Source organism: Streptomyces pilosus (genome assembly GCF_014649835.1).
In the GTDB taxonomy this organism is placed as follows: domain Bacteria; phylum Actinomycetota; class Actinomycetes; order Streptomycetales; family Streptomycetaceae; genus Streptomyces; species Streptomyces pilosus.
In genome coordinates this window covers 326,901-347,930 of the sequence record NZ_BMTU01000005.1, presented here as the reverse complement: position 1 = coordinate 347,930, position 21,030 = coordinate 326,901, and the positions used below count along the sequence as shown (strand labels likewise).

Here is a 21,030-nt window from a genome sequence, read left to right as displayed (position 1 = left end):
AGGAGTTGATGACAACGAGGGCCACTACCCGGTCTCGTACACCGCACTGGACATCAGTGTGCCAAGTGGCTACACTGACCCTTTGCGCTGCCTGTTAGCTGTCCCCTGCCCGTCACCAGGGGCATGCCCTCACTCGAGCACCGATGACCAGATGATCTCTGACCTGGGCTTTTGGACCCCATCAGACGAATCTGTCACCGCGCACAGTGGGGGGCCGGTACGCGCGTAGTGAGTCCGAGCCCTCGGAAGGACCCCCTCTTGGCCGCCTCGCGCAACGCCTCGACCGCGAATACGAACAACGGCGCCAGCACCGCCCCGCTGCGCATCTCCTTTGCAAAGATCAAGGAGCCTCTCGAGGTTCCGAACCTGCTCGCGCTGCAGACCGAGAGCTTCGACTGGCTGCTCGGCAACACCGCCTGGCAGAGTCGGGTCGAGGAGGCTCTCGAGAACGGGCAGGACGTCCCCACCAAGTCCGGTCTGGAGGAGATCTTCGAGGAGATCTCCCCGATCGAGGACTTCTCCGGGTCGATGTCGCTGACCTTCCGCGACCACCGCTTCGAGCCGCCGAAGAACTCCATCGACGAGTGCAAGGAGCGCGACTTCACGTACGCCGCCCCGCTCTTCGTCACCGCCGAGTTCACGAACAACGAGACCGGCGAGATCAAGTCCCAGACCGTCTTCATGGGCGACTTCCCGCTCATGACGAACAAGGGCACCTTCGTCATCAACGGCACCGAGCGTGTCGTGGTGTCCCAGCTGGTCCGCTCGCCGGGCGTCTACTTCGACTCCTCCATCGACAAGACGTCCGACAAGGACATCTTCTCCGCCAAGATCATCCCCTCCCGGGGTGCCTGGCTGGAGATGGAGATCGACAAGCGCGACATGGTCGGTGTGCGCATCGACCGCAAGCGCAAGCAGTCCGTCACCGTCCTCCTGAAGGCGCTCGGCTGGACCACCGAGCAGATCCTCGAGGAGTTCGGCGAGTACGAGTCCATGCGCGCCACCCTGGAGAAGGACCACACCCAGGGCCAGGACGACGCGCTGCTCGACATCTACCGCAAGCTGCGCCCGGGCGAGCCCCCCACGCGTGAGGCCGCGCAGACGCTGCTCGAGAACCTCTACTTCAACCCCAAGCGCTACGACCTGGCCAAGGTCGGCCGCTACAAGGTCAACAAGAAGCTCGGCGGGGACGAGCCGCTGGACGCCGGCGTGCTCACCACCGACGACATCATCGCCACCATCAAGTACCTGGTGAAGCTGCACGCCGGTGAGACCGAGACGGTCGGCGAGTCCGGGCGCTCGATCATCGTCGAGACCGACGACATCGACCACTTCGGCAACCGCCGCATCCGCAACGTCGGCGAGCTGATCCAGAACCAGGTCCGTACGGGTCTCGCCCGTATGGAGCGCGTCGTGCGCGAGCGCATGACCACCCAGGACGTCGAGGCGATCACGCCGCAGACCCTGATCAACATCCGGCCGGTCGTCGCCTCCATCAAGGAGTTCTTCGGCACCAGCCAGCTGTCCCAGTTCATGGACCAGAACAACCCGCTGTCGGGTCTGACGCACAAGCGTCGTCTCAACGCCCTTGGCCCGGGTGGTCTCTCCCGTGAGCGGGCCGGCTTCGAGGTCCGTGACGTGCACCCCTCGCACTACGGCCGCATGTGCCCGATCGAGACGCCCGAAGGCCCGAACATCGGTCTGATCGGCTCGCTCGCCTCCTACGGGCGGATCAACCCGTTCGGCTTCATCGAGACGCCGTACCGCAAGGTCGTCGACGGCCAGGTCACCGACGAGGTGGACTACCTGACCGCCGACGAGGAGGACCGCTTCGTCATCGCGCAGGCCAACGCGCCGCTCAGTGACGAGATGCGCTTCGTCGAGAACCGCATCCTGGTCCGCCGCCGCGGCGGCGAGGTCGACTACGTCCCCGGTGACGAGGTCGACTACATGGACGTCTCGCCGCGCCAGATGGTGTCGGTCGCGACCGCCATGATCCCGTTCCTCGAGCACGACGACGCCAACCGTGCCCTCATGGGCGCGAACATGATGCGCCAGGCCGTGCCGCTCATCAAGAGCGAGTCCCCGCTCGTCGGCACCGGCATGGAGTACCGCTCCGCCGTCGACGCCGGCGACGTGGTCAAGGCCGAGAAGGCGGGTGTGGTCCAGGAGGTCTCCGCGGACTACATCACCACCGCCAACGACGACGGCACGTACATCACGTACCGCCTCGCCAAGTTTTCCCGGTCCAACCAGGGGACCTCGGTCAACCAGAAGGTCATCGTCGCCGAGGGCGACCGGATCACCGAGGGCCAGGTCCTCGCCGACGGTCCGGCCACCGAGAACGGCGAGATGGCGCTCGGCAAGAACCTGCTGGTCGCGTTCATGCCGTGGGAGGGTCACAACTACGAGGACGCGATCATCCTGTCGCAGCGCCTCGTGCAGGACGACGTCCTCTCCTCGATCCACATCGAGGAGCACGAGGTCGACGCCCGTGACACCAAGCTCGGCCCCGAGGAGATCACCCGGGACATCCCGAACGTCTCCGAGGAGGTCCTCGCCGACCTCGACGAGCGCGGCATCATCCGCATCGGTGCCGAGGTCATCGCCGGCGACATCCTCGTCGGCAAGGTCACGCCCAAGGGTGAGACCGAGCTGACCCCCGAGGAGCGCCTGCTCCGCGCGATCTTCGGTGAGAAGGCCCGTGAGGTCCGTGACACCTCGCTGAAGGTGCCGCACGGCGAGACCGGCAAGGTCATCGGCGTGCGCGTCTTCGACCGCGAGGAGGGCGACGAGCTTCCCCCCGGTGTCAACCAGCTGGTGCGCGTCTACGTCGCGCAGAAGCGCAAGATCACCGACGGTGACAAGCTCGCCGGCCGCCACGGCAACAAGGGCGTCATCTCCAAGATCCTGCCCATCGAGGACATGCCGTTCCTCGAGGACGGGACCCCGGTCGACATCATCCTCAACCCGCTGGGTGTGCCGTCCCGAATGAACCCGGGACAGGTCCTGGAGATCCACCTCGGCTGGCTCGCCAGCCGCGGCTGGGACGTCTCCGGCCTCGCGGAGGACTGGGCCGAGCGCCTCCAGGCCATCGGCGCCGACAAGGTCGAGCCCGGCACCAACGTCGCCACCCCGGTGTTCGACGGTGCGCGCGAGGACGAGCTCGCGGGCCTCCTCCAGCACACCATCCCGAACCGCGACGGCGAGCGCATGGTGCTCCCGTCCGGCAAGGCGCGGCTGTTCGACGGCCGCTCGGGTGAGCCGTTCCCGGACCCGATCTCCGTCGGCTACATGTACATCCTGAAGCTGCACCACCTGGTCGACGACAAGCTGCACGCCCGCTCGACCGGTCCGTACAGCATGATCACCCAGCAGCCGCTGGGTGGTAAGGCTCAGTTCGGTGGTCAGCGGTTCGGCGAGATGGAGGTGTGGGCACTCGAGGCGTACGGCGCCGCCTACGCGCTCCAGGAGCTGCTGACCATCAAGTCCGACGACGTCACCGGCCGCGTGAAGGTCTACGAGGCCATCGTCAAGGGCGAGAACATCCCCGAGCCCGGCATCCCGGAGTCCTTCAAGGTGCTCATCAAGGAGATGCAGTCCCTGTGCCTCAACGTGGAGGTGCTGTCCTCGGACGGCATGTCCATCGAGATGCGCGACACCGACGAGGACGTCTTCCGCGCAGCGGAGGAGCTTGGCATCGACCTGTCCCGGCGCGAGCCGAGCAGCGTCGAAGAGGTCTGACGGGAGTCCGGCGGCCTTCCGCGTGAAGGCCGCCGGCCCCAGGACCCCCGTTTCAGACCCCATGACTTACAACCCTGAGAGGGATTGACGCATAGTGCTCGACGTCAACTTCTTCGACGAGCTCCGGATCGGTCTGGCCACCGCTGACGACATCCGTCAGTGGAGCCACGGCGAGGTCAAGAAGCCCGAGACCATCAACTACCGCACCCTCAAGCCCGAAAAGGACGGACTCTTCTGCGAGAAGATCTTCGGTCCGACCCGGGACTGGGAGTGCTACTGCGGCAAGTACAAGCGCGTCCGCTTCAAGGGCATCATCTGTGAGCGCTGTGGCGTCGAGGTCACGCGCGCCAAGGTGCGCCGTGAGCGGATGGGCCACATCGAGCTCGCCGCCCCCGTCACCCACATCTGGTACTTCAAGGGCGTCCCGAGCCGTCTGGGCTACCTGCTCGACCTGGCTCCCAAGGACCTCGAGAAGGTCATCTACTTCGCGGCGTACATGATCACGTACGTCGACGAGGAGCGCCGCACCCGCGACCTGCCCTCGCTGGAGGCCCACGTCTCCGTCGAGCGCCAGCAGGTCGAGAACCGCCGCGACGCCGACCTCGAGGCCCGCGCCAAGAAGCTCGAGACGGACCTCGCCGAGCTCGAGGCCGAGGGCGCCAAGGCCGACGTGCGCCGCAAGGTGCGCGAGGGCGCCGAGCGTGAGATGAAGCAGCTGCGCGACCGCGCGCAGCGCGAGATCGACCGCCTCGACGAGGTGTGGAGCCGGTTCAAGAACCTCAAGGTCCAGGACCTCGAGGGCGACGAGCTGCTCTACCGCGAGCTGCGCGACCGCTTCGGCACGTACTTCGACGGTTCGATGGGTGCCGCGGCGCTGCAGAAGCGCCTGGAGTCCTTCGACCTCGAGGAGGAGGCCGAGAAGCTCCGCGAGATCATCCGCACCGGCAAGGGCCAGAAGAAGACCCGTGCGCTCAAGCGCCTGAAGGTCGTCTCCGCGTTCCTGCAGACGTCCAACAGCCCCAAGGGCATGGTGCTCGACTGCGTGCCGGTCATCCCGCCGGACCTGCGTCCGATGGTGCAGCTGGACGGTGGCCGCTTCGCGACCTCCGACCTGAACGACCTGTACCGCCGCGTCATCAACCGCAACAACCGCCTGAAGCGGCTTCTCGACCTCGGCGCGCCCGAGATCATCGTGAACAACGAGAAGCGCATGCTCCAGGAGGCCGTGGACGCGCTCTTCGACAACGGCCGCCGCGGCCGCCCGGTGACGGGCCCCGGCAACCGTCCGCTGAAGTCGCTGTCCGACATGCTCAAGGGCAAGCAGGGCCGCTTCCGCCAGAACCTCCTCGGCAAGCGCGTGGACTACTCCGCGCGTTCCGTGATCGTCGTCGGTCCTCAGCTGAAGCTGCACCAGTGCGGTCTGCCGAAGGCGATGGCGCTGGAGCTGTTCAAGCCGTTCGTGATGAAGCGCCTGGTCGACCTGAACCACGCGCAGAACATCAAGTCGGCCAAGCGCATGGTCGAGCGCGGCCGCACCGTCGTGTACGACGTCCTCGAAGAGGTCATCGCCGAGCACCCGGTGCTGCTGAACCGTGCGCCCACGCTGCACCGCCTCGGCATCCAGGCCTTCGAGCCGCAGCTGGTCGAGGGCAAGGCCATCCAGATCCACCCGCTCGTCTGCACCGCGTTCAACGCGGACTTCGACGGTGACCAGATGGCCGTGCACCTGCCGCTGTCCGCGGAGGCGCAGGCCGAGGCCCGCATCCTGATGCTGTCCTCGAACAACATCCTCAAGCCGGCCGACGGCCGCCCGGTGACGATGCCGACCCAGGACATGGTCCTCGGTCTGTTCTTCCTCACCACCGACGGCGAGATGCGCGACCTCAAGGGCGAGGGCCGTTCCTTCGCCTCGGTCGCCGAGGCGATCATGGCCTTCGACGCGGGCGAGCTGTCGCTCCAGTCGAGGATCGACGTCCGCTTCCCGGTCGGCACCATCCCGCCGCGCGGCTGGACCCCGCCGGCGCGCGAGGAGGGTGAGCCCGAGTGGCAGCAGGGTGACAGCTTCCGGCTGAACACCACCCTGGGCCGTGCGCTCTTCAACGAGCTGCTGCCCGAGGACTACCCGTTCGTCGACTACGAGGTCGGCAAGAAGCAGCTCTCGGAGATCGTCAACGACCTCGCCGAGCGCTACCCGAAGGTCATCGTGGCGGCGACGCTCGACAACCTGAAGGCGTCCGGCTTCTACTGGGCCACCCGCTCCGGCGTCACCGTCGCCATCTCCGACGTCGTCGTTCCCGAGGCGAAGAAGGAGATCGTCCGCGGCTACGAGGCGCAGGACGAGAAGGTCCAGAAGCAGTACGAGCGCGGTCTGATCACCAAGGACGAGCGCACGCAGGAGCTCATCAACATCTGGACCAAGGCGACCAACGAGGTCGCCGAGGCGATGAACGACAACTTCCCGAAGACCAACCCGATCTTCATGATGGTGAACTCGGGCGCACGAGGCAACATGATGCAGATGCGTCAGATCGCCGGTATGCGTGGTCTGGTGTCGAACGCGAAGAACGAGACGATCCCGCGTCCGATCAAGGCGTCGTTCCGTGAGGGCCTGTCCGTGCTGGAGTACTTCATCTCCACCCACGGTGCCCGTAAGGGTCTGGCGGACACCGCTCTGCGTACCGCCGACTCGGGTTACCTCACCCGTCGTCTGGTCGACGTCTCCCAGGACGTCATCATCCGCGAGGAGGACTGCGGCACCGACCGCGGTCTGCGCCTCAAGATCGCCAGCCGGGACGAGACGGGCGTGCTCCGCAAGGAGGGCGACGTCGAGACGTCCGTGTACGCGCGCTGCCTCGCCGAGGACATCGTCGTCGACGGTCAGGTGCTGGCCCCGGCCGGCACCGACCTGGGCGACGTCCTCATCGAGGAGCTCGTCTCCCGCGGCGTCGAGGAGGTCAAGACCCGCTCGGTCCTGACCTGCGAGTCCGCCGTCGGCACCTGCGCGATGTGCTACGGCCGTTCGCTGGCCACCGGCAAGCTGGTCGACATCGGTGAGGCGGTCGGCATCATCGCCGCCCAGTCCATCGGTGAGCCCGGTACCCAGCTGACGATGCGTACCTTCCACACCGGTGGTGTGGCCGGTGACGACATCACCCAGGGTCTGCCCCGTGTCGTCGAGCTCTTCGAGGCCCGTACGCCGAAGGGTGTCGCCCCGATCTCCGAGGCCTCCGGCCGCGTGCGGATCGAGGAGACCGAGAAGACCAAGAAGATCGTCGTCACCCCGGACGACGGCAGCGACGAGACGGCGTTCCCGATCTCCAAGCGTGCCAAGGTCCTGGTCGGCGAGGGCGACCACGTCGACGTGGGCCAGCAGCTCACCGTGGGTGCCACCAACCCGCACGACGTGCTGCGCATCCTGGGTCAGCGTGCCGTGCAGGTCCACCTGGTCGGCGAGGTCCAGAAGGTCTACAACTCGCAGGGCGTGTCGATCCACGACAAGCACATCGAGATCATCATCCGGCAGATGCTGCGCCGCGTGACGATCATCGAGTCGGGCGACGCCGAGCTGCTGCCCGGCGAGCTGGTCGAGCGTTCGAAGTTCGAGACCGAGAACCGTCGTGTGGTCCAGGAGGGCGGTCACCCGGCCTCCGGTCGTCCGCAGCTGATGGGTATCACCAAGGCCTCGCTGGCGACGGAGTCCTGGCTGTCGGCCGCCTCCTTCCAGGAGACGACCCGGGTGCTGACGGACGCGGCGATCAACGCCAAGTCCGACAGCCTCATCGGCCTCAAGGAGAACGTCATCATCGGTAAGCTCATCCCGGCCGGTACGGGTCTGTCCCGCTACCGCAACATCCGGGTGGAGCCGACCGAGGAGGCCAAGGCCGCGATGTACTCGGCCGTCGGCTACGACGACATCGACTACTCGCCGTTCGGCACGGGCTCCGGCCAGGCCGTTCCGCTGGAGGACTACGACTACGGTCCGTACAACCAGTAAGCGGGCAGCTCGATCCGAGGGGCGGTCACTCCGTACGGGGTGGCCGCCCCTCGGCGTCGCGCGCGGGGGCCGGTGGAACCAAACTCCCGGTACGGTGCGTTCAAGTGGGTGAAAGACTGATCAGGGACATCTGTCCGGGCCCCCGGGAGGCAGCCGTGTCGTACCCGACTCCGTGGCAGGGCAACCCGTTGCAGGGGCCCGGCGCTCCGTCGATGCTGGCCTCCCACGCCGACCGGGAGCGCGCGGTGGACGTCCTGCGGGCCGGGTACGGCGAGGGCAGGCTGGAGCACCCCGAGTTCGAGAAGCGCGTCGCCCGGGCCTACGCGGCCCGTACGGTGGCGGAGCTGTCGCTGCTGGTCGCCGATCTGCCGCAGGGACCGATGCCCCAGCCGGTGGCGGTCGCCGGGCCGGTGCCGGCCACCTTCCTGCCCCGTCCGGTGCCCAGGACGAACGGCAAGGCGGTCGCCTCGATGGTCTGCGGCATCCTGTCCGTGGCCACCGGCGGGCTCACCGGGCTCCCGGCCGTCATCCTCGGTCACATGGCGCAGTCGGAGATACGCCGCACCGGCGAGGCAGGGGACGGCTTCGTGCTGACCGGCCTGGTCCTCGGCTGGCTCTCGGTCGCCGGATGGGTCCTCTTCCTCAGCTTCTTCGTGCTGCTGGCGGCCGTGGTGGGCGGCGCCTGACCGCCCTCGTGACGGGCGCTCGGGACGGCTGTGGGAGCCGCTGGAGCGAAGAGGGAGAAGTCCGGCGTGTCGGGCCGGGCTCCATTTGTTTTGACCGGAGTCCGTGAGGTAGGTACGCTCAGACCTTGTGCCTGGGGTGTGCCCTGGCCTTCGTGCGTGCCATCACACCGCACCGGGGGTCGACTACGGCCGCCGTAATTCAGCGCTTTCTTCTGCCTCGCGGTGGGAGTCCGCAGGATTCGACACACCCGACCGCGTGGGTCGGTGACGTTCCAGGTTAGCTTCACCAATCGGCACACAGAAACCGGAGAAGTAGTGCCTACGATCCAGCAGCTGGTCCGCAAGGGCCGGCAGGACAAGGTCGAAAAGAACAAGACGCCCGCACTCGAGGGTTCCCCTCAGCGTCGCGGCGTCTGCACGCGTGTGTTCACGACCACCCCGAAGAAGCCGAACTCGGCCCTGCGTAAGGTCGCGCGTGTGCGTCTGACCAGCGGCATCGAGGTCACGGCCTACATTCCGGGTGAGGGACACAACCTGCAGGAGCACTCCATCGTGCTCGTGCGCGGCGGCCGTGTGAAGGACCTGCCGGGTGTTCGCTACAAGATCATCCGTGGTTCGCTCGACACCCAGGGTGTCAAGAACCGCAAGCAGGCCCGCAGCCGCTACGGCGCCAAGAAGGAGAAGTAAGAATGCCTCGTAAGGGCCCCGCCCCGAAGCGCCCGGTCATCATCGACCCGGTCTACGGTTCTCCTCTGGTGACCTCCCTGATCAACAAGGTGCTGCTGAACGGCAAGCGCTCCACCGCCGAGCGCATCGTGTACGGCGCCATGGAGGGTCTGCGCGAGAAGACCGGCAACGACCCGGTCATCACGCTGAAGCGCGCCCTCGAGAACATCAAGCCGACCCTCGAGGTCAAGTCCCGCCGCGTCGGTGGCGCCACGTACCAGGTGCCGATCGAGGTCAAGCCCGGTCGTGCCAACACCCTGGCGCTGCGCTGGCTGGTCGGTTACTCCCGCGCCCGTCGCGAGAAGACCATGACCGAGCGTCTGCTCAACGAGCTTCTCGACGCCTCCAACGGCCTCGGTGCCGCTGTGAAGAAGCGCGAGGACACGCACAAGATGGCCGAGTCCAACAAGGCCTTCGCGCACTACCGCTGGTAGTCGCTACCCACATCGAGACCGAGAGAAGACTGAAGCCTTATGGCTACCACTTCACTTGACCTGGCCAAGGTCCGCAACATCGGGATCATGGCCCACATCGACGCGGGCAAGACGACGACCACCGAGCGGATCCTGTTCTACACCGGTGTGTCGTACAAGATCGGTGAGGTCCACGACGGCGCCGCCACGATGGACTGGATGGAGCAGGAGCAGGAGCGTGGCATCACGATCACCTCCGCTGCGACCACCTGTCACTGGCCGCTCGAGGACAACGACTACACGATCAACATCATCGACACCCCGGGGCACGTCGACTTCACCGTCGAGGTGGAGCGTTCCCTGCGTGTGCTCGACGGTGCCGTGACCGTGTTCGACGGTGTCGCCGGTGTCGAGCCGCAGTCCGAGACGGTGTGGCGTCAGGCCGACCGTTACGGCGTTCCGCGTATCTGCTTCGTCAACAAGCTGGACCGTACCGGCGCCGAGTTCCACCGCTGCGTGGAGATGATCTCGGACCGTCTGGGCGCCCAGCCGCTCGTCATGCAGCTCCCGATCGGTGCCGAGGCCGACTTCAAGGGCGTCGTGGACCTGGTCCGCATGAAGGCGCTCGTCTGGTCCGCCGACGCCGCCAAGGGCGAGATGTACGACACCGTCGACATCCCGGCCACGCACACCGAGGCCGCCGAGGAGTGGCGCGGCAAGCTGGTCGAGGCCGTCGCGGAGAACGACGAAGAGATCATGGAGCTGTACCTGGAGGGCCAGGAGCCCACCGAGGAGCAGCTGTACGCCGCGATCCGTCGCATCACCATCGCCTCCGGCAAGTCCGACGAGACGACGGTCACCCCCGTGTTCTGCGGCACCGCGTTCAAGAACAAGGGCGTTCAGCCCCTGCTCGACGCGGTCGTGCGCTACCTGCCGACCCCGCTCGACGTCGAGGCCATCGAGGGCCACGACCCGAAGGACGCGGAGAAGGTCGTCGCGCGCAAGCCGTCGGAGGACGAGCCGCTCGCCGCGCTCGCCTTCAAGATCATGAGCGACCCGCACCTCGGCAAGCTCACCTTCGTCCGGGTCTACTCGGGCCGCCTGGAGTCCGGCACCGCGGTGCTGAACTCCGTCAAGGGCAAGAAGGAGCGCATCGGCAAGATCTACCGCATGCACGCCAACAAGCGTGAGGAGATCGAGTCGGTGGGCGCCGGCGACATCGTCGCCGTGATGGGTCTGAAGCAGACCACCACCGGTGAGACGCTGTCCGACGACAAGAGCCCGGTCATCCTGGAGTCCATGGACTTCCCGGCGCCGGTCATCCAGGTCGCCATCGAGCCCAAGTCGAAGGGCGACCAGGAGAAGCTCGGCGTCGCGATCCAGCGCCTGGCCGAGGAGGACCCGTCCTTCCAGGTCCACTCGGACGAGGAGACCGGCCAGACCATCATCGGCGGTATGGGCGAGCTGCACCTCGAGGTGCTGGTCGACCGCATGCGCCGTGAGTTCAAGGTCGAGGCCAACGTCGGCAAGCCCCAGGTCGCCTACCGTGAGACGATTCGCAAGGCCGTCGAGCGCGTGGACTACACCCACAAGAAGCAGACCGGTGGTACCGGTCAGTTCGCCAAGGTGCAGATCGCGATCGAGCCGATCGAGGGCGGCGACGCCAGCTACGAGTTCGTGAACAAGGTGACCGGTGGTCGCATCCCGAAGGAGTACATCCCTTCGGTCGACGCCGGTGCGCAGGAGGCCATGCAGTTCGGCATCCTCGCCGGCTACGAGATGACGGGCGTCCGCGTCACGCTCATCGACGGTGGCTACCACGAGGTCGACTCCTCCGAGCTCGCGTTCAAGATCGCCGGTTCGCAGGCCTTCAAGGAGGCCGCGCGCAAGGCTTCGCCCGTGCTCCTGGAGCCGATGATGGCCGTCGAGGTCACCACGCCCGAGGACTACATGGGTGAGGTCATCGGCGACATCAACTCCCGCCGTGGCCAGATCCAGGCCATGGAGGAGCGGGCCGGTGCCCGCGTCGTGAAGGGTCTCGTGCCCCTCTCGGAGATGTTCGGTTACGTCGGCGACCTGCGCAGCAAGACGTCCGGCCGTGCCAGCTACTCCATGCAGTTCGACTCCTACGCCGAGGTTCCGCGGAACGTCGCCGAGGAGATCATCGCGAAGGCCAAGGGCGAGTAAGGCACTCCGTTTAACGGACCCCCCTTCCACGCTTTAGGCTTGACCCCGGAGCCTGCAACTGGGCATTCCGCCGCCACCCTGGCGGAATGCCCCGGGCCCGGGTTTCCCAGCAAAGATCACCTGGCGCCGATGAAGTAAGGCGTACAGAACCACTCCACAGGAGGACCCCAGTGGCGAAGGCGAAGTTCGAGCGGACTAAGCCGCACGTCAACATCGGCACCATCGGTCACATCGACCACGGTAAGACGACCCTCACGGCCGCCATTACCAAGGTGCTGCACGACGCGTACCCGGACCTGAACGAGGCCTCGGCCTTCGACCAGATCGACAAGGCTCCCGAAGAGCGCCAGCGCGGTATCACCATCTCCATCGCGCACGTCGAGTACCAGACGGAGACCCGTCACTACGCCCACGTCGACTGCCCCGGTCACGCGGACTACATCAAGAACATGATCACGGGTGCGGCGCAGATGGACGGCGCCATCCTCGTGGTCGCCGCCACCGACGGCCCGATGCCGCAGACCAAGGAGCACGTGCTCCTGGCCCGCCAGGTCGGCGTTCCGTACATCGTCGTCGCCCTGAACAAGGCCGACATGGTGGACGACGAGGAGATCCTGGAGCTCGTCGAGCTCGAGGTCCGTGAGCTGCTCTCCGAGTACGAGTTCCCGGGCGACGACCTGCCGGTCGTCAAGGTCTCCGCGCTCAAGGCCCTCGAGGGCGACAAGGAGTGGGGCAACTCCGTCCTCGAGCTGATGAAGGCCGTGGACGAGAACATCCCGCAGCCCGAGCGTGACGTCGACAAGCCGTTCCTGATGCCGATCGAGGACGTCTTCACGATCACCGGTCGTGGCACCGTCGTCACCGGTCGTATCGAGCGTGGTGTCCTCAAGGTCAACGAGACCGTCGACATCGTGGGCATCAAGCAGGAGAAGACCACCACCACGGTCACCGGCATCGAGATGTTCCGCAAGCTGCTCGACGAGGGTCAGGCCGGTGAGAACGTCGGTCTGCTGCTCCGCGGCATCAAGCGCGAGGACGTCGAGCGCGGCCAGGTCATCATCAAGCCGGGCTCGGTCACCCCGCACACCGAGTTCGAGGCCCAGGCCTACATCCTGTCGAAGGACGAGGGTGGCCGTCACACCCCGTTCTTCAACAACTACCGCCCGCAGTTCTACTTCCGTACGACGGACGTGACCGGCGTCGTGACCCTCCCCGAGGGCACCGAGATGGTCATGCCGGGTGACAACACCGAGATGAAGGTGGAGCTCATCCAGCCCGTCGCCATGGAGGAGGGCCTGAAGTTCGCCATCCGTGAGGGTGGCCGGACCGTGGGCGCCGGCCAGGTCACCAAGATCAACAAGTGAGCTTGCTGATCTGACCTGGTAGCTCCTGCTTGCGAGCACCTGAGAGGGCCCGCACGACTTCGGTCGTGCGGGCCCTTTCGCCGTGCCGGCGTCCACTCCGGCGGCGTCGCGTTCACTCGTTGGTGCGAAGATCCGGGCACATGCGGTCGGCACATGCCGTGCTGCCCATGGCTTCGCCTCATGGTCAGCTCATCCCATGAGGCCCTGCACCGGATCTTCCAGCAGGAACCGGGCCTCTTCTCGCGCGTCGCCAGGAACCTCGGCGTCGCCTTCCCCCCGCCCGTGTCCACCTCGGAGCTCTCCACCGACCTCACGGAGATCCAGCCGCTGTGGCGCCGGGTGGACACGTTGCTGCGCATGGACACGGAGGACGGCAGTTTCGTGCTCGCCGTCGAGTCACAGAGCCGGCCGAGCGCCGACAAGCCGGCCAGCTGGGCCTACTACCTGTCCCACGTGTACGCCAAGTACGGCGTGCCGCCGGTGCTCCTCGTCGTGTGCCCGGACCGGAAGACGGCGGCCTGGGCAGGTCGGCAGTTCGAGATCGGCCCGCGCCAGTGGCCCTCCCTCACGTTGCGGCCCCTGGTGCTGGGCCCCGACGACGTGCCGGTGATCGACAGCCCCGACGAGGCCGCACGGGACATCCCGCTCACCATCCTGTCGGCGGCTCTGCACCGCTCGGAGCCGGCAGCCGATGCCATACTGAACGCGCTGGCCAAGGCACTGAAAGGCCTGTCGGCCGACGACGAGAGCAGCGCGGGCACCTTCATCGAACTCATGGAACAAGGCCTCGGCACGACGCGGGCCGCGGAACTCTGGAGGCATCTCATGGCCGTCGACCTCTCCTTCTTCCAGTCCCAGACCGCTCAGCAGCTGCGAGCCGAGGGGGAGGCGAAGGCGCTGCTGCTTCTGCTCGGTCACCGGGGTGTCGAGGTCGGGGAGGGGGACCGGGAGCGGATCGTCGGCTGCGGGGATCCCGAGGTGCTGGACGAGTGGTTCAAGCGGGCGCTCACCGCCGGGTCGATGGCGGAGGTTTTCGCGCCGGCCGGAGAGTCCGGTCTCGCGGACTGATGGACCTCTCCTTCTTCCAGTCGCAGACCGCTCAACAGCTGCGAGCCGAGGGCCGGGCGGAGGGCCGGGCGGAGGGGGAGGCGAAGGCGCTGCTGCTTCTGCTCGGTCACCGGGGTGTCGAGGTCGGGGAGGGGGACCGGGAGCGGATCGTCGGCTGCGGGGATCCCGAGGTGCTGGACGAGTGGTTCAAGAGGGCGCTCACCGCCGGGTCGATGACGGAGGTCTTCGAGGGCGGGGTGGGCTGAGGGGTGCCGAAGCGGCCCCGGGAGCGCCGTGGAGGCGTGCCCGGGGCCGCTCGGTTCCCCCTGGGTGGGACGGTCAGGTGCGCTGCCACAGGGCAGGGACGTTCGGGGGCTCCCAGCCGGGCTGTGCCTGGTGGGCCTGGAGGCAGCGGTAGGAGGCGCCGCCGTAGGTGACCGTGTCGCCGGCCTGGTAGACGGTGCCCGTGGACCAGGTGCCGCCGGGCTCCTCACCGGGCGGGTCGTCGTCGCCGGTCGTCTTCAGGGTGAGGCCGTAGTTCTGGAGCAGCGGGTTGATCGGCTGGTGGAAGGTGGTGCCGCCGCTGCTGCAGTTGCCGGAGCCGCCCGAGGTGACGCCCTGCGCCTGGCTGCCGGAGATGTAGGAGCCGCCCGAGTCACCGGGTTCGGCGCACACCGTGGTCCGGGTGACGCCGCTGATGGTGCCCTCGGGGTAGGTCACGCTGGTGTTGTGCTGCTCGATCCTGCCGCAGTGCCAGCCGGTGGTGGAGCCGGAGCGGCAGATCGAGGCGCCGACCGCGGCCTGCGCGGACCCGGTGACCTGGACGTTCTGGCCGCCGGCGCCCTTCACGTACGGCGTGGCCGTCCACTGGGCGTTGGTGGCCACCCACGCCATGTCCCGGCCGGGGAAGGTCGAGCCCTGGAAGGTGCCCTGGGCGACCCGGTTGTGGCCGCTGGTGCTGTTGCCGGTCCGTCCGCAGTGGCCTGCCGTGGCGTACCCCTGCTGGGTTCCCTTGGTGACGGGGAAGCCGATGGAACAGCGGCCGCTGTTGTTGATGTAGTACGCCTCGCCGCCCCGCAGGTCGTACAGCGGGCGGGGCCGGTCGGCGGACTTCTCGACGCGCGCCAGGGAGGCGTCGACGCCGGCCGCCGCCAGCAGGGCGCGGGCCGCGGCGGGGCGTACCGCCCGGACGACGACCTGGTTGGTGCGGACGTCCACGTACCAGACGGGGGCGTCGGAGCTGTCGTGGTGCCGCGCCGCCCGGTCCACGCGGGCCTTGGCCGCGTCCAGCTCGGCCAGGGTGTGGCGCACGACGGCGGCCCGGGCGCCCTGGGCCTCGACAGCCCGTACGTCGGCGGCGTCCGTGGTCGCCACGGTCAGGGTGCCGGACTCGGCGCCCTGCACCCACGCGCCCGCGAAGTCGGCGCCCAGTGACGCGCGGAGGCGGCCGGCGGTGGCGCCGGCCTCGGCCTCGTTGGCCAGGCGCCGCTCCGCCTGACCGCGGTCCAGGCCGAGATCGCGTTCCATGGCCCTGAGGAGGGCGGGCGGGGCGGCGTCCGTGTGCAGGGTCCGGGCGGCGGAGGGGCCGGCGGGTCCCGCGCTCGCGGAGCCGCTGAGCCCGGCCCCGAGCAGCGCGGCCGTCGCCGCGACGGCGGCACCCACGGCTCTGGTACGTCGGGACAGGCGTCGGTGGGGCATGGGGCATCTCCTCGGTTCGGGTGGGGAGGTGCCGAAACCGTAGGGAGGGCCGCCCGGGGGCCGTAAGCCGTCGTCCGGCCCCCTCCCCGGCGTTATGGAACGGCCCGGGCGGCGCGCCAGCGGGTGTAACTGCCGCTGCGGGCCGCCACGTCCGCGTGGGCCAGCCGGGCCTGCTCCAGCACGGTGACCGTGGTCTCCGCCCGCTGTGTCTGCCGGTGCCAGCCGAGCAGGTGCCGCCAGGTCAGCGGGGTCCCGGTGAGCGGCCGGGTGACGATCCCGGGGGTGTCCGGGAAGGTCGCCCGGCACAGCCCGACCGCCCGGCCGACCTGTACCAGGTGGACCAGGGAGGAGGTGTCCGTCTCGTACATGCGGTGCGGGGTGAAGCCGGCGCGGGCGCAGGCAGCGGTGAAACAGTCCCCGAAACAGCCGTCGCCCGGGACGCAGGCCCACTGCTCACCGGCGCACGCGGCCAGGTCCACCTCGCCGGGGCGGGCGAGCGCGTGCCCCTCCGGCACCATGACGAACACCGGGTCGGTCGCCACCTCCTGCCAGACCAGGTCCTCCGCGCCGGGCGGCGCGGCCGAACCGCAGGTGCCCGCGAGGGCGAAGTCCAGCCGGCCCTCGGTCAGCAGCGCGGCCAGTTCCCGCTCGGACCAGGAGGCGCAGGTCGTCACCCGGGCGTCGGGGGTCACCTCGGCCAGCCGGTTCACCACCGCCCCGAGCAGGGGGCCGTGGGTGCCACCGAGCCGGAAGCACGCCGTCGCGCGGGACGTCCGGGCGAACCGGGCCGCCTCCTGCTGCAGTTCGGTCACCGCCGGCAGCACGATCCGGCTGCGTTCCAGCACGAGTTCACCCAGCGCGGTGGCCCGTACGCCGTGCCGTCCACGCTCGAACAGGGTCCCGCCCAGGGCGCGTTCGATCCGCTTGAGCTGGGCGCTCAGCGCGGGCTGGGCGAGCCCCAGGTCGGTCGCCGCCCGGGTGAGGCTGCCCGCGTCCGCGATCGCGCGGATCGCCTTCAGATGCCGCAACTCCAGCTCCATGAGGGGAGCTTGCGGGGTGGAAGGGGCGGGGGCAAGGGGTTGGTACGGACCTGGTGCGCGGGGCGGGTCGTCAGTGGGGCCGGCGCAGGCCGTCGACGAGGACGCGGGTGAGGCGGCGGGCGTCGTAGTCCGGGTCGCTCTCCGCGCCGATGCAGAGGTTGCCCACGCCGCGCATGAGGGTGAGGGCGTCGATGTCGGCGCGGATCTCCCCGGCGGTGACCGCGGCGTCGAGCAGCTCGGCGCAGACGGGCAGGAGCCGGTCGAGGAAGTGGTCGTGCAGGGCGGCGAAGCCCGCCTGGTCGGAGCGCAGGACGGCGGCGAGGCCGTGCTTGGTGACCAGGAAGTCGACGAAGAGGTCGATCCACTGCCGCAGCGCGTCGTGCGGGCTCGGCGCGGCCGCCAGGAGGGCCGGGCCGGCGTCGGCGCAGGCCTGGACCTGGTGCCGGTAGACCCCGATGATCAGGTCCGCCCGGGTCGGGAAGTGGCGGTAGAGGGTGCCGAGGCCGACTCCGGCGCGGGAGGCGATGTCGCGCACCGGGGCGTCCACGCCCGAGGTGACGAAGACCGTGGCGGCCGCTTCGAGCAGCGTCTCCTTGTTGCGCCGGGCGTCCTTCCGGCGTGACGGGGCCGCGGACCCGCCGTCCGCGTCGCCGCACCGGTCGCTCTGGTTCACCGCGTCGTCCCTTCCCACTGTCGCACGCTCCCGCATGGTCTCACGCGCGCCCGCGCGCCCGGGCACCCTCACCCTTGCCAAAGCGGAACGATGTTCCGTATCGTCCCAGGAGTACCGGAACGGTGTTCCGTTTCGGCTTCCTTCCGTCATGACGTCATGAGGAGACACGACCATGCAGTACCGCACCCTGGGCCGCACCGGCGTACAGGTCAGCACGCTCGCGCTCGGCGCGATGAACTTCGGGGCGATCGGACGCACCACCCAGGACGAGGCGACCGCCCTCGTCGACGCGGCCCTGGAGGCCGGCGTCAACCTCATCGACACCGCCGACCGGTACAGCGGCGGTCAGTCGGAGGAGATGGTCGGCAAGGCCATAGCGGGCCGCCGCGACGACATCGTGCTGGCCACGAAGGCGACCATGCCGATGGGGGAGGAGCGCAACCACAAGGGCGGCTCGCGCCGCTGGCTGGTCACCGCGCTGGAGGACAGCCTGCGCCGCCTCGGCGTGGACCACGTCGACCTGTACCAGATGCACCGCTGGGACCCGGAGACCAGCGACGAGGAGACCCTGTCCGCGCTGACCGACCTGCAGCGCGCCGGCAAGATCCGCTACTTCGGCTCCTCCACCTTCCCCGCGTACCGGATCGTGCAGGCCCAGTGGGCCGCACGCGACCTGCGGCTCGGCCGGTACGTCACCGAGCAGCCCGGCTACTCGATCCTGCAACGCGGGGCCGAGACCCACGTCCTTCCCGTGACCGAGGAGTACGGGCTCGGCGTGCTGGTGTGGAGCCCGCTGGCCTCGGGATGGCTGTCCGGCACGGTCCGTGCGGGCCGGGACATCACCACCAACCGCTCCAAGATCCTGCCGGAACGCTTCGACCTCTCCCTCCCGGCCAACCAAGCCCGGCTCGACGCCGTCGAACGGCTGGCCGCGGTCGCCGAGGGGGCGGGGCTGACCATGATCCAGCTGGCGCTCGGCTTCGTCACCGCGCACCCGGCCGTCACCAGCGCGCTCATCGGCCCGCGCACGACGGAGCACCTGCGGGCGCAGCTCGCCGCCGCCGACACGGTGCTCTCCGCCGACGTCCTCGACGCGGTCGACGAGATCGTCGCCCCGGGCGTCGACCTGGCCCCGCACGAGAAGTTCGACACGCCGCCCGCGCTGCTCGACGCGTCACTGCGCCGTCGCCGCTGACCGCCCGGAGGTCCCTGCCCCCATGTCACCCGCACCCCGGCCCCGCTTCGGCATCATGACCGCGCCCACGCAGGTCGGCTACGACGACCTGCTGCGCGTCTGCCGCGAGGCCGACGCCGTCCCGGAGATCGAGCACGCCTGGCTGTTCGACCACCTCATGCCCATCTTCGGCGACCCGTGGGGCCCGGCCTTCGAGGGCTGGACGCTGCTCTCCGCCCTCGCGGCGCAGACCCGCCGGCTGCGGCTGGGGGTGATGGTCACCAGCAACCGGTTCCGGCCGCCCGCGATGCTCGCCAAGATCGCCACCACCGTCGACATCGTGTCCGGCGGACGGCTGGACTTCGGCATCGGCGTCGGGTCCCGCCCGAACCCGCCCGAGGCCCGGCGTGAGTACCCGGCGCACGGTCTGCCCTTCCAGCCCCCCGCGCAGGCCGTGGAGAGCCTCGCCGAGGCCTGCGCGCTGATCCGGCGGCTGTGGACCGAGGAGGAGCCCTTCGACTTCCACGGCACCCACCACCACCTCACCGGGGCGTTCGGTAACCCCAAGCCCGTGCAGCGTCCCCACCCGCCGATCCTCGTCGGCGGACGCTCCTCGGCGACGCTCCGGGTGGTCGCGGAACACGCGGACCTCTGGAACATCCCCGGCGGCGACATGGACGACGTGGCCCGCCGCAGCGCCCTGCTGGACCGCTACTGCGCGGAGATCGGCCGCGATCCCGACTCGATCGTCCGCTCGATCCACGTGCCCGTCGACACCGTGCGGCCCGGTGTCACGCGGGAGGCGATCAGCGAGGCGCTCGACGCGGGTTTCCGGCACATCGTCCTCGGGCTGCCGGCGCCGCACCCCGAGGGCGTCGCGCGGTGGGCCGCCGGCGAACTGATCCGCCCCTCGGTCTGAAGCACCGCCGCCGAGAGCCCGGTGGCGGCCGAGGGGGAGCCGGCCGTCACCGGGAACGCCCGACCCGTGCACGGGTATTGACGGGCCGCCCGGCCGAACCGTAGCGTCCGCCCATCCCTAATGTTTCGAGATCGATTTCGAAACATTCGAGACCGACGATGGGAATGAGACTCCCCGCATGAGATCCATTCGTTTCGCCACGGTGGCCCTCGCCACCGCCGCCCTGACGCTGCCGCTCGTGACGGGCTCGGCCGCCGCCGGTCCACCGGCCGGCCGCACGGCCGCGCCGCACTCCCACGCCCAGCACGACCGGCTGCGTGAGGCCGCCCCGGAGGGCTTCGTCGTGGGCTCCGCCGTCGCCGGCGGCGGCCACCACCTGGAGCAGGACTACCCGGACCCCTTCACGTACGACAGGGAGTACCGCAAGGTCCTGGCGCGCCAGTTCAGCTCGGTCTCCCCCGAGAACCAGATGAAGTGGGACCACATCCACCCCGAGCGCGACCGCTACGACTTCCGGCAGGCCGACGCCATCGTCGCGTTCGCCCGCCACAACAAGCAGGTGGTGCGCGGCCACACCCTGCTGTGGCACAGCCAGAACCCCGAGTGGCTGGAGCAGGGCGACTTCTCCAAGGCGGAGCTGCGCGCCATCCTGCGCGAGCACATCACCACCGTCGTCGGCCGCTACGCCGGCAAGATCCAGCAGTGGGACGTCGCCAACGAGATCTTCGACGACCAGGGCGAGCTGCGCACCCAGGACAACATCTGGATCCGCGAACTGGGGCCGGGCATCGTCGCCGACGCCTTCCGCTGGGCCCACAAGGCCGACCCCCGGGCGAAGCTGTTCTTCAACGACTACAACGTCGAGGGCGTCAACGCCAAGAGCGACGCCTACCACGCCCTCGTCCAGGACCTGCTCCGGCAGGGCGTCCCCGTCGACGGCTTCTCCGTACAGGGCCACCTGAGCACGCGCTACGGCTTCCCGGGCGACCTGGAGGACAACCTGAGCCGGTTCGACGCGCTCGGCCTGGAGACGGCCGTCACCGAGCTGGACGTGCGCATGGACCTGCCGGAGACCGGCGAGCCCACAGCGGAGCAGCAGCGCAAGCAGGCCGAGTACTACCAGCGGACCCTGGAGGCGTGCCTGGCCGTCGACGGCTGCAACTCGTTCACCATCTGGGGCTTCACCGACAAGTACTCATGGGTCCCGGTGTTCTTCGAGGGCGAGGGCTACGCGAACGTCATGACCGGTGACTATGAGCGCAAGCCCGCCTTCTACGCCCTGCGGGACACGCTGAGGGAGGCGGCCCGCGAGGACGACTGCGAGAAGCGCGGCACGCGCCACGGGCACGGCCGGACCTGAGCGGG

Annotated in this window: 15 protein-coding genes; 12 read left to right on the top strand and 3 right to left on the bottom strand. The window is 68.9% G+C overall.

The window, feature by feature from the left end:
* The first annotated feature begins 258 nt into the window (after positions 1 to 258).
* The 9 genes from rpoB to IE118_RS15365 all read left to right on the top strand — a co-directional run bounded on the left by rpoB (position 259) and on the right by IE118_RS15365 (position 14,427).
* Positions 259 to 3,744 carry a DNA-directed RNA polymerase subunit beta gene (rpoB, locus tag IE118_RS15405; RefSeq protein WP_189558443.1) on the top strand — a complete coding sequence of 1,162 codons (3,486 nt, stop codon included), beginning with the start codon at positions 259 to 261 and terminating at the stop codon, positions 3,742 to 3,744.
* 94 nt (positions 3,745 to 3,838) lie between these two features.
* Positions 3,839 to 7,738 (top strand): DNA-directed RNA polymerase subunit beta', encoded by a 3,900-nt coding sequence (locus IE118_RS15400; RefSeq protein ID WP_189558442.1) that lies wholly within the window; start codon positions 3,839 to 3,841, stop codon positions 7,736 to 7,738.
* 155 nt (positions 7,739 to 7,893) lie between these two features.
* Positions 7,894 to 8,424 carry a DUF1707 and DUF4190 domain-containing protein gene (locus tag IE118_RS15395; RefSeq protein ID WP_189558441.1) on the top strand — a complete coding sequence of 177 codons (531 nt, stop codon included), beginning with the start codon at positions 7,894 to 7,896 and terminating at the stop codon, positions 8,422 to 8,424.
* A gap of 315 nt (positions 8,425 to 8,739) precedes the next feature.
* The gene (rpsL, locus tag IE118_RS15390; RefSeq protein ID WP_003948652.1) at positions 8,740 to 9,111 is read left to right on the top strand and encodes a 30S ribosomal protein S12; all 372 of its coding nucleotides are present in this window, start codon (positions 8,740 to 8,742) and stop codon (positions 9,109 to 9,111) included.
* Positions 9,112 to 9,113: 2 nt separating this feature from the next.
* Positions 9,114 to 9,584: a 30S ribosomal protein S7 gene (gene rpsG, locus IE118_RS15385; RefSeq protein WP_003974303.1), complete on the top strand. Its 471-nt coding sequence runs from the start codon at positions 9,114 to 9,116 to the stop codon at positions 9,582 to 9,584.
* Positions 9,585 to 9,623: 39 nt separating this feature from the next.
* On the top strand, positions 9,624 to 11,750 hold the full coding sequence (fusA, locus tag IE118_RS15380; protein ID WP_189558440.1) for an elongation factor G: 2,127 nt from the start codon (positions 9,624 to 9,626) through the stop codon (positions 11,748 to 11,750).
* A 170-nt stretch (positions 11,751 to 11,920) separates the two neighbouring features.
* Positions 11,921 to 13,114, top strand: coding sequence for an elongation factor Tu (gene tuf / locus IE118_RS15375; RefSeq protein WP_030839706.1), 1,194 nt, complete (start codon positions 11,921 to 11,923; stop codon positions 13,112 to 13,114).
* 180 nt (positions 13,115 to 13,294) lie between these two features.
* Positions 13,295 to 14,182 carry a hypothetical protein gene (locus IE118_RS15370; RefSeq protein ID WP_189558439.1) on the top strand — a complete coding sequence of 296 codons (888 nt, stop codon included), beginning with the start codon at positions 13,295 to 13,297 and terminating at the stop codon, positions 14,180 to 14,182.
* Positions 14,182 to 14,427 (top strand): hypothetical protein, encoded by a 246-nt coding sequence (locus IE118_RS15365; protein WP_189558438.1) that lies wholly within the window; start codon positions 14,182 to 14,184, stop codon positions 14,425 to 14,427. Before IE118_RS15370 ends, IE118_RS15365 begins: the two co-directional genes overlap by 1 nt.
* Positions 14,428 to 14,500: 73 nt before the next feature.
* Here the strand turns inward: IE118_RS15365 and IE118_RS15360 are convergent, their stop codons facing one another.
* From IE118_RS15360 to IE118_RS15350, 3 genes are all read right to left on the bottom strand, one after another.
* Positions 14,501 to 15,859 (bottom strand): carbohydrate-binding protein, encoded by a 1,359-nt coding sequence (locus tag IE118_RS15360; protein WP_189558437.1) that lies wholly within the window; start codon positions 15,857 to 15,859, stop codon positions 14,501 to 14,503.
* Positions 15,860 to 15,951: 92 nt separating this feature from the next.
* Positions 15,952 to 16,899 carry a LysR family transcriptional regulator gene (locus tag IE118_RS15355; protein WP_189558436.1) on the bottom strand — a complete coding sequence of 316 codons (948 nt, stop codon included), beginning with the start codon at positions 16,897 to 16,899 and terminating at the stop codon, positions 15,952 to 15,954.
* A gap of 70 nt (positions 16,900 to 16,969) precedes the next feature.
* On the bottom strand, positions 16,970 to 17,608 hold the full coding sequence (locus IE118_RS15350; protein ID WP_189558652.1) for a TetR/AcrR family transcriptional regulator: 639 nt from the start codon (positions 17,606 to 17,608) through the stop codon (positions 16,970 to 16,972).
* Between the two features lie 136 nt (positions 17,609 to 17,744).
* Here IE118_RS15350 and IE118_RS15345 point away from each other — a divergent pair, with 136 nt between their 5' ends.
* From IE118_RS15345 to IE118_RS15335, 3 genes are all read left to right on the top strand, one after another.
* A complete protein-coding gene (locus IE118_RS15345; RefSeq protein ID WP_189558435.1) occupies positions 17,745 to 18,767 on the top strand; it encodes an aldo/keto reductase in 1,023 nt (340 codons plus the stop codon).
* A gap of 22 nt (positions 18,768 to 18,789) precedes the next feature.
* Positions 18,790 to 19,665 (top strand): LLM class flavin-dependent oxidoreductase, encoded by an 876-nt coding sequence (locus IE118_RS15340; RefSeq protein WP_189558434.1) that lies wholly within the window; start codon positions 18,790 to 18,792, stop codon positions 19,663 to 19,665.
* 178 nt (positions 19,666 to 19,843) lie between these two features.
* Complete coding sequence (locus IE118_RS15335; protein ID WP_189558433.1) at positions 19,844 to 21,025, top strand: endo-1,4-beta-xylanase; 1,182 nt, start codon at positions 19,844 to 19,846, stop codon at positions 21,023 to 21,025.
* Positions 21,026 to 21,030: the final 5 nt, after the last annotated feature.

Excerpts from the sequence above, each read along its gene's own strand:
- IE118_RS15370 (WP_189558439.1), top strand. The coding sequence starts at position 13,295 with ATGGTCAGCTCATCCCATGAGGCCCTGCACCGGATCTTCCAGCAGGAA.
- IE118_RS15360 (WP_189558437.1), bottom strand. The coding sequence starts at position 15,859 with ATGCCCCACCGACGCCTGTCCCGACGTACCAGAGCCGTGGGTGCCGCC.
- IE118_RS15365 (WP_189558438.1), top strand. The coding sequence starts at position 14,182 with ATGGACCTCTCCTTCTTCCAGTCGCAGACCGCTCAACAGCTGCGAGCC.
- rpsG (WP_003974303.1), top strand. The coding sequence starts at position 9,114 with ATGCCTCGTAAGGGCCCCGCCCCGAAGCGCCCGGTCATCATCGACCCG.
- IE118_RS15345 (WP_189558435.1), top strand. The coding sequence starts at position 17,745 with ATGCAGTACCGCACCCTGGGCCGCACCGGCGTACAGGTCAGCACGCTC.
- IE118_RS15340 (WP_189558434.1), top strand. The coding sequence starts at position 18,790 with ATGTCACCCGCACCCCGGCCCCGCTTCGGCATCATGACCGCGCCCACG.
- fusA (WP_189558440.1), top strand. The coding sequence starts at position 9,624 with ATGGCTACCACTTCACTTGACCTGGCCAAGGTCCGCAACATCGGGATC.
- IE118_RS15350 (WP_189558652.1), bottom strand. The coding sequence starts at position 17,608 with ATGCGGGAGCGTGCGACAGTGGGAAGGGACGACGCGGTGAACCAGAGC.
- IE118_RS15355 (WP_189558436.1), bottom strand. The coding sequence starts at position 16,899 with ATGGAGCTGGAGTTGCGGCATCTGAAGGCGATCCGCGCGATCGCGGAC.
- IE118_RS15335 (WP_189558433.1), top strand. The coding sequence starts at position 19,844 with ATGAGATCCATTCGTTTCGCCACGGTGGCCCTCGCCACCGCCGCCCTG.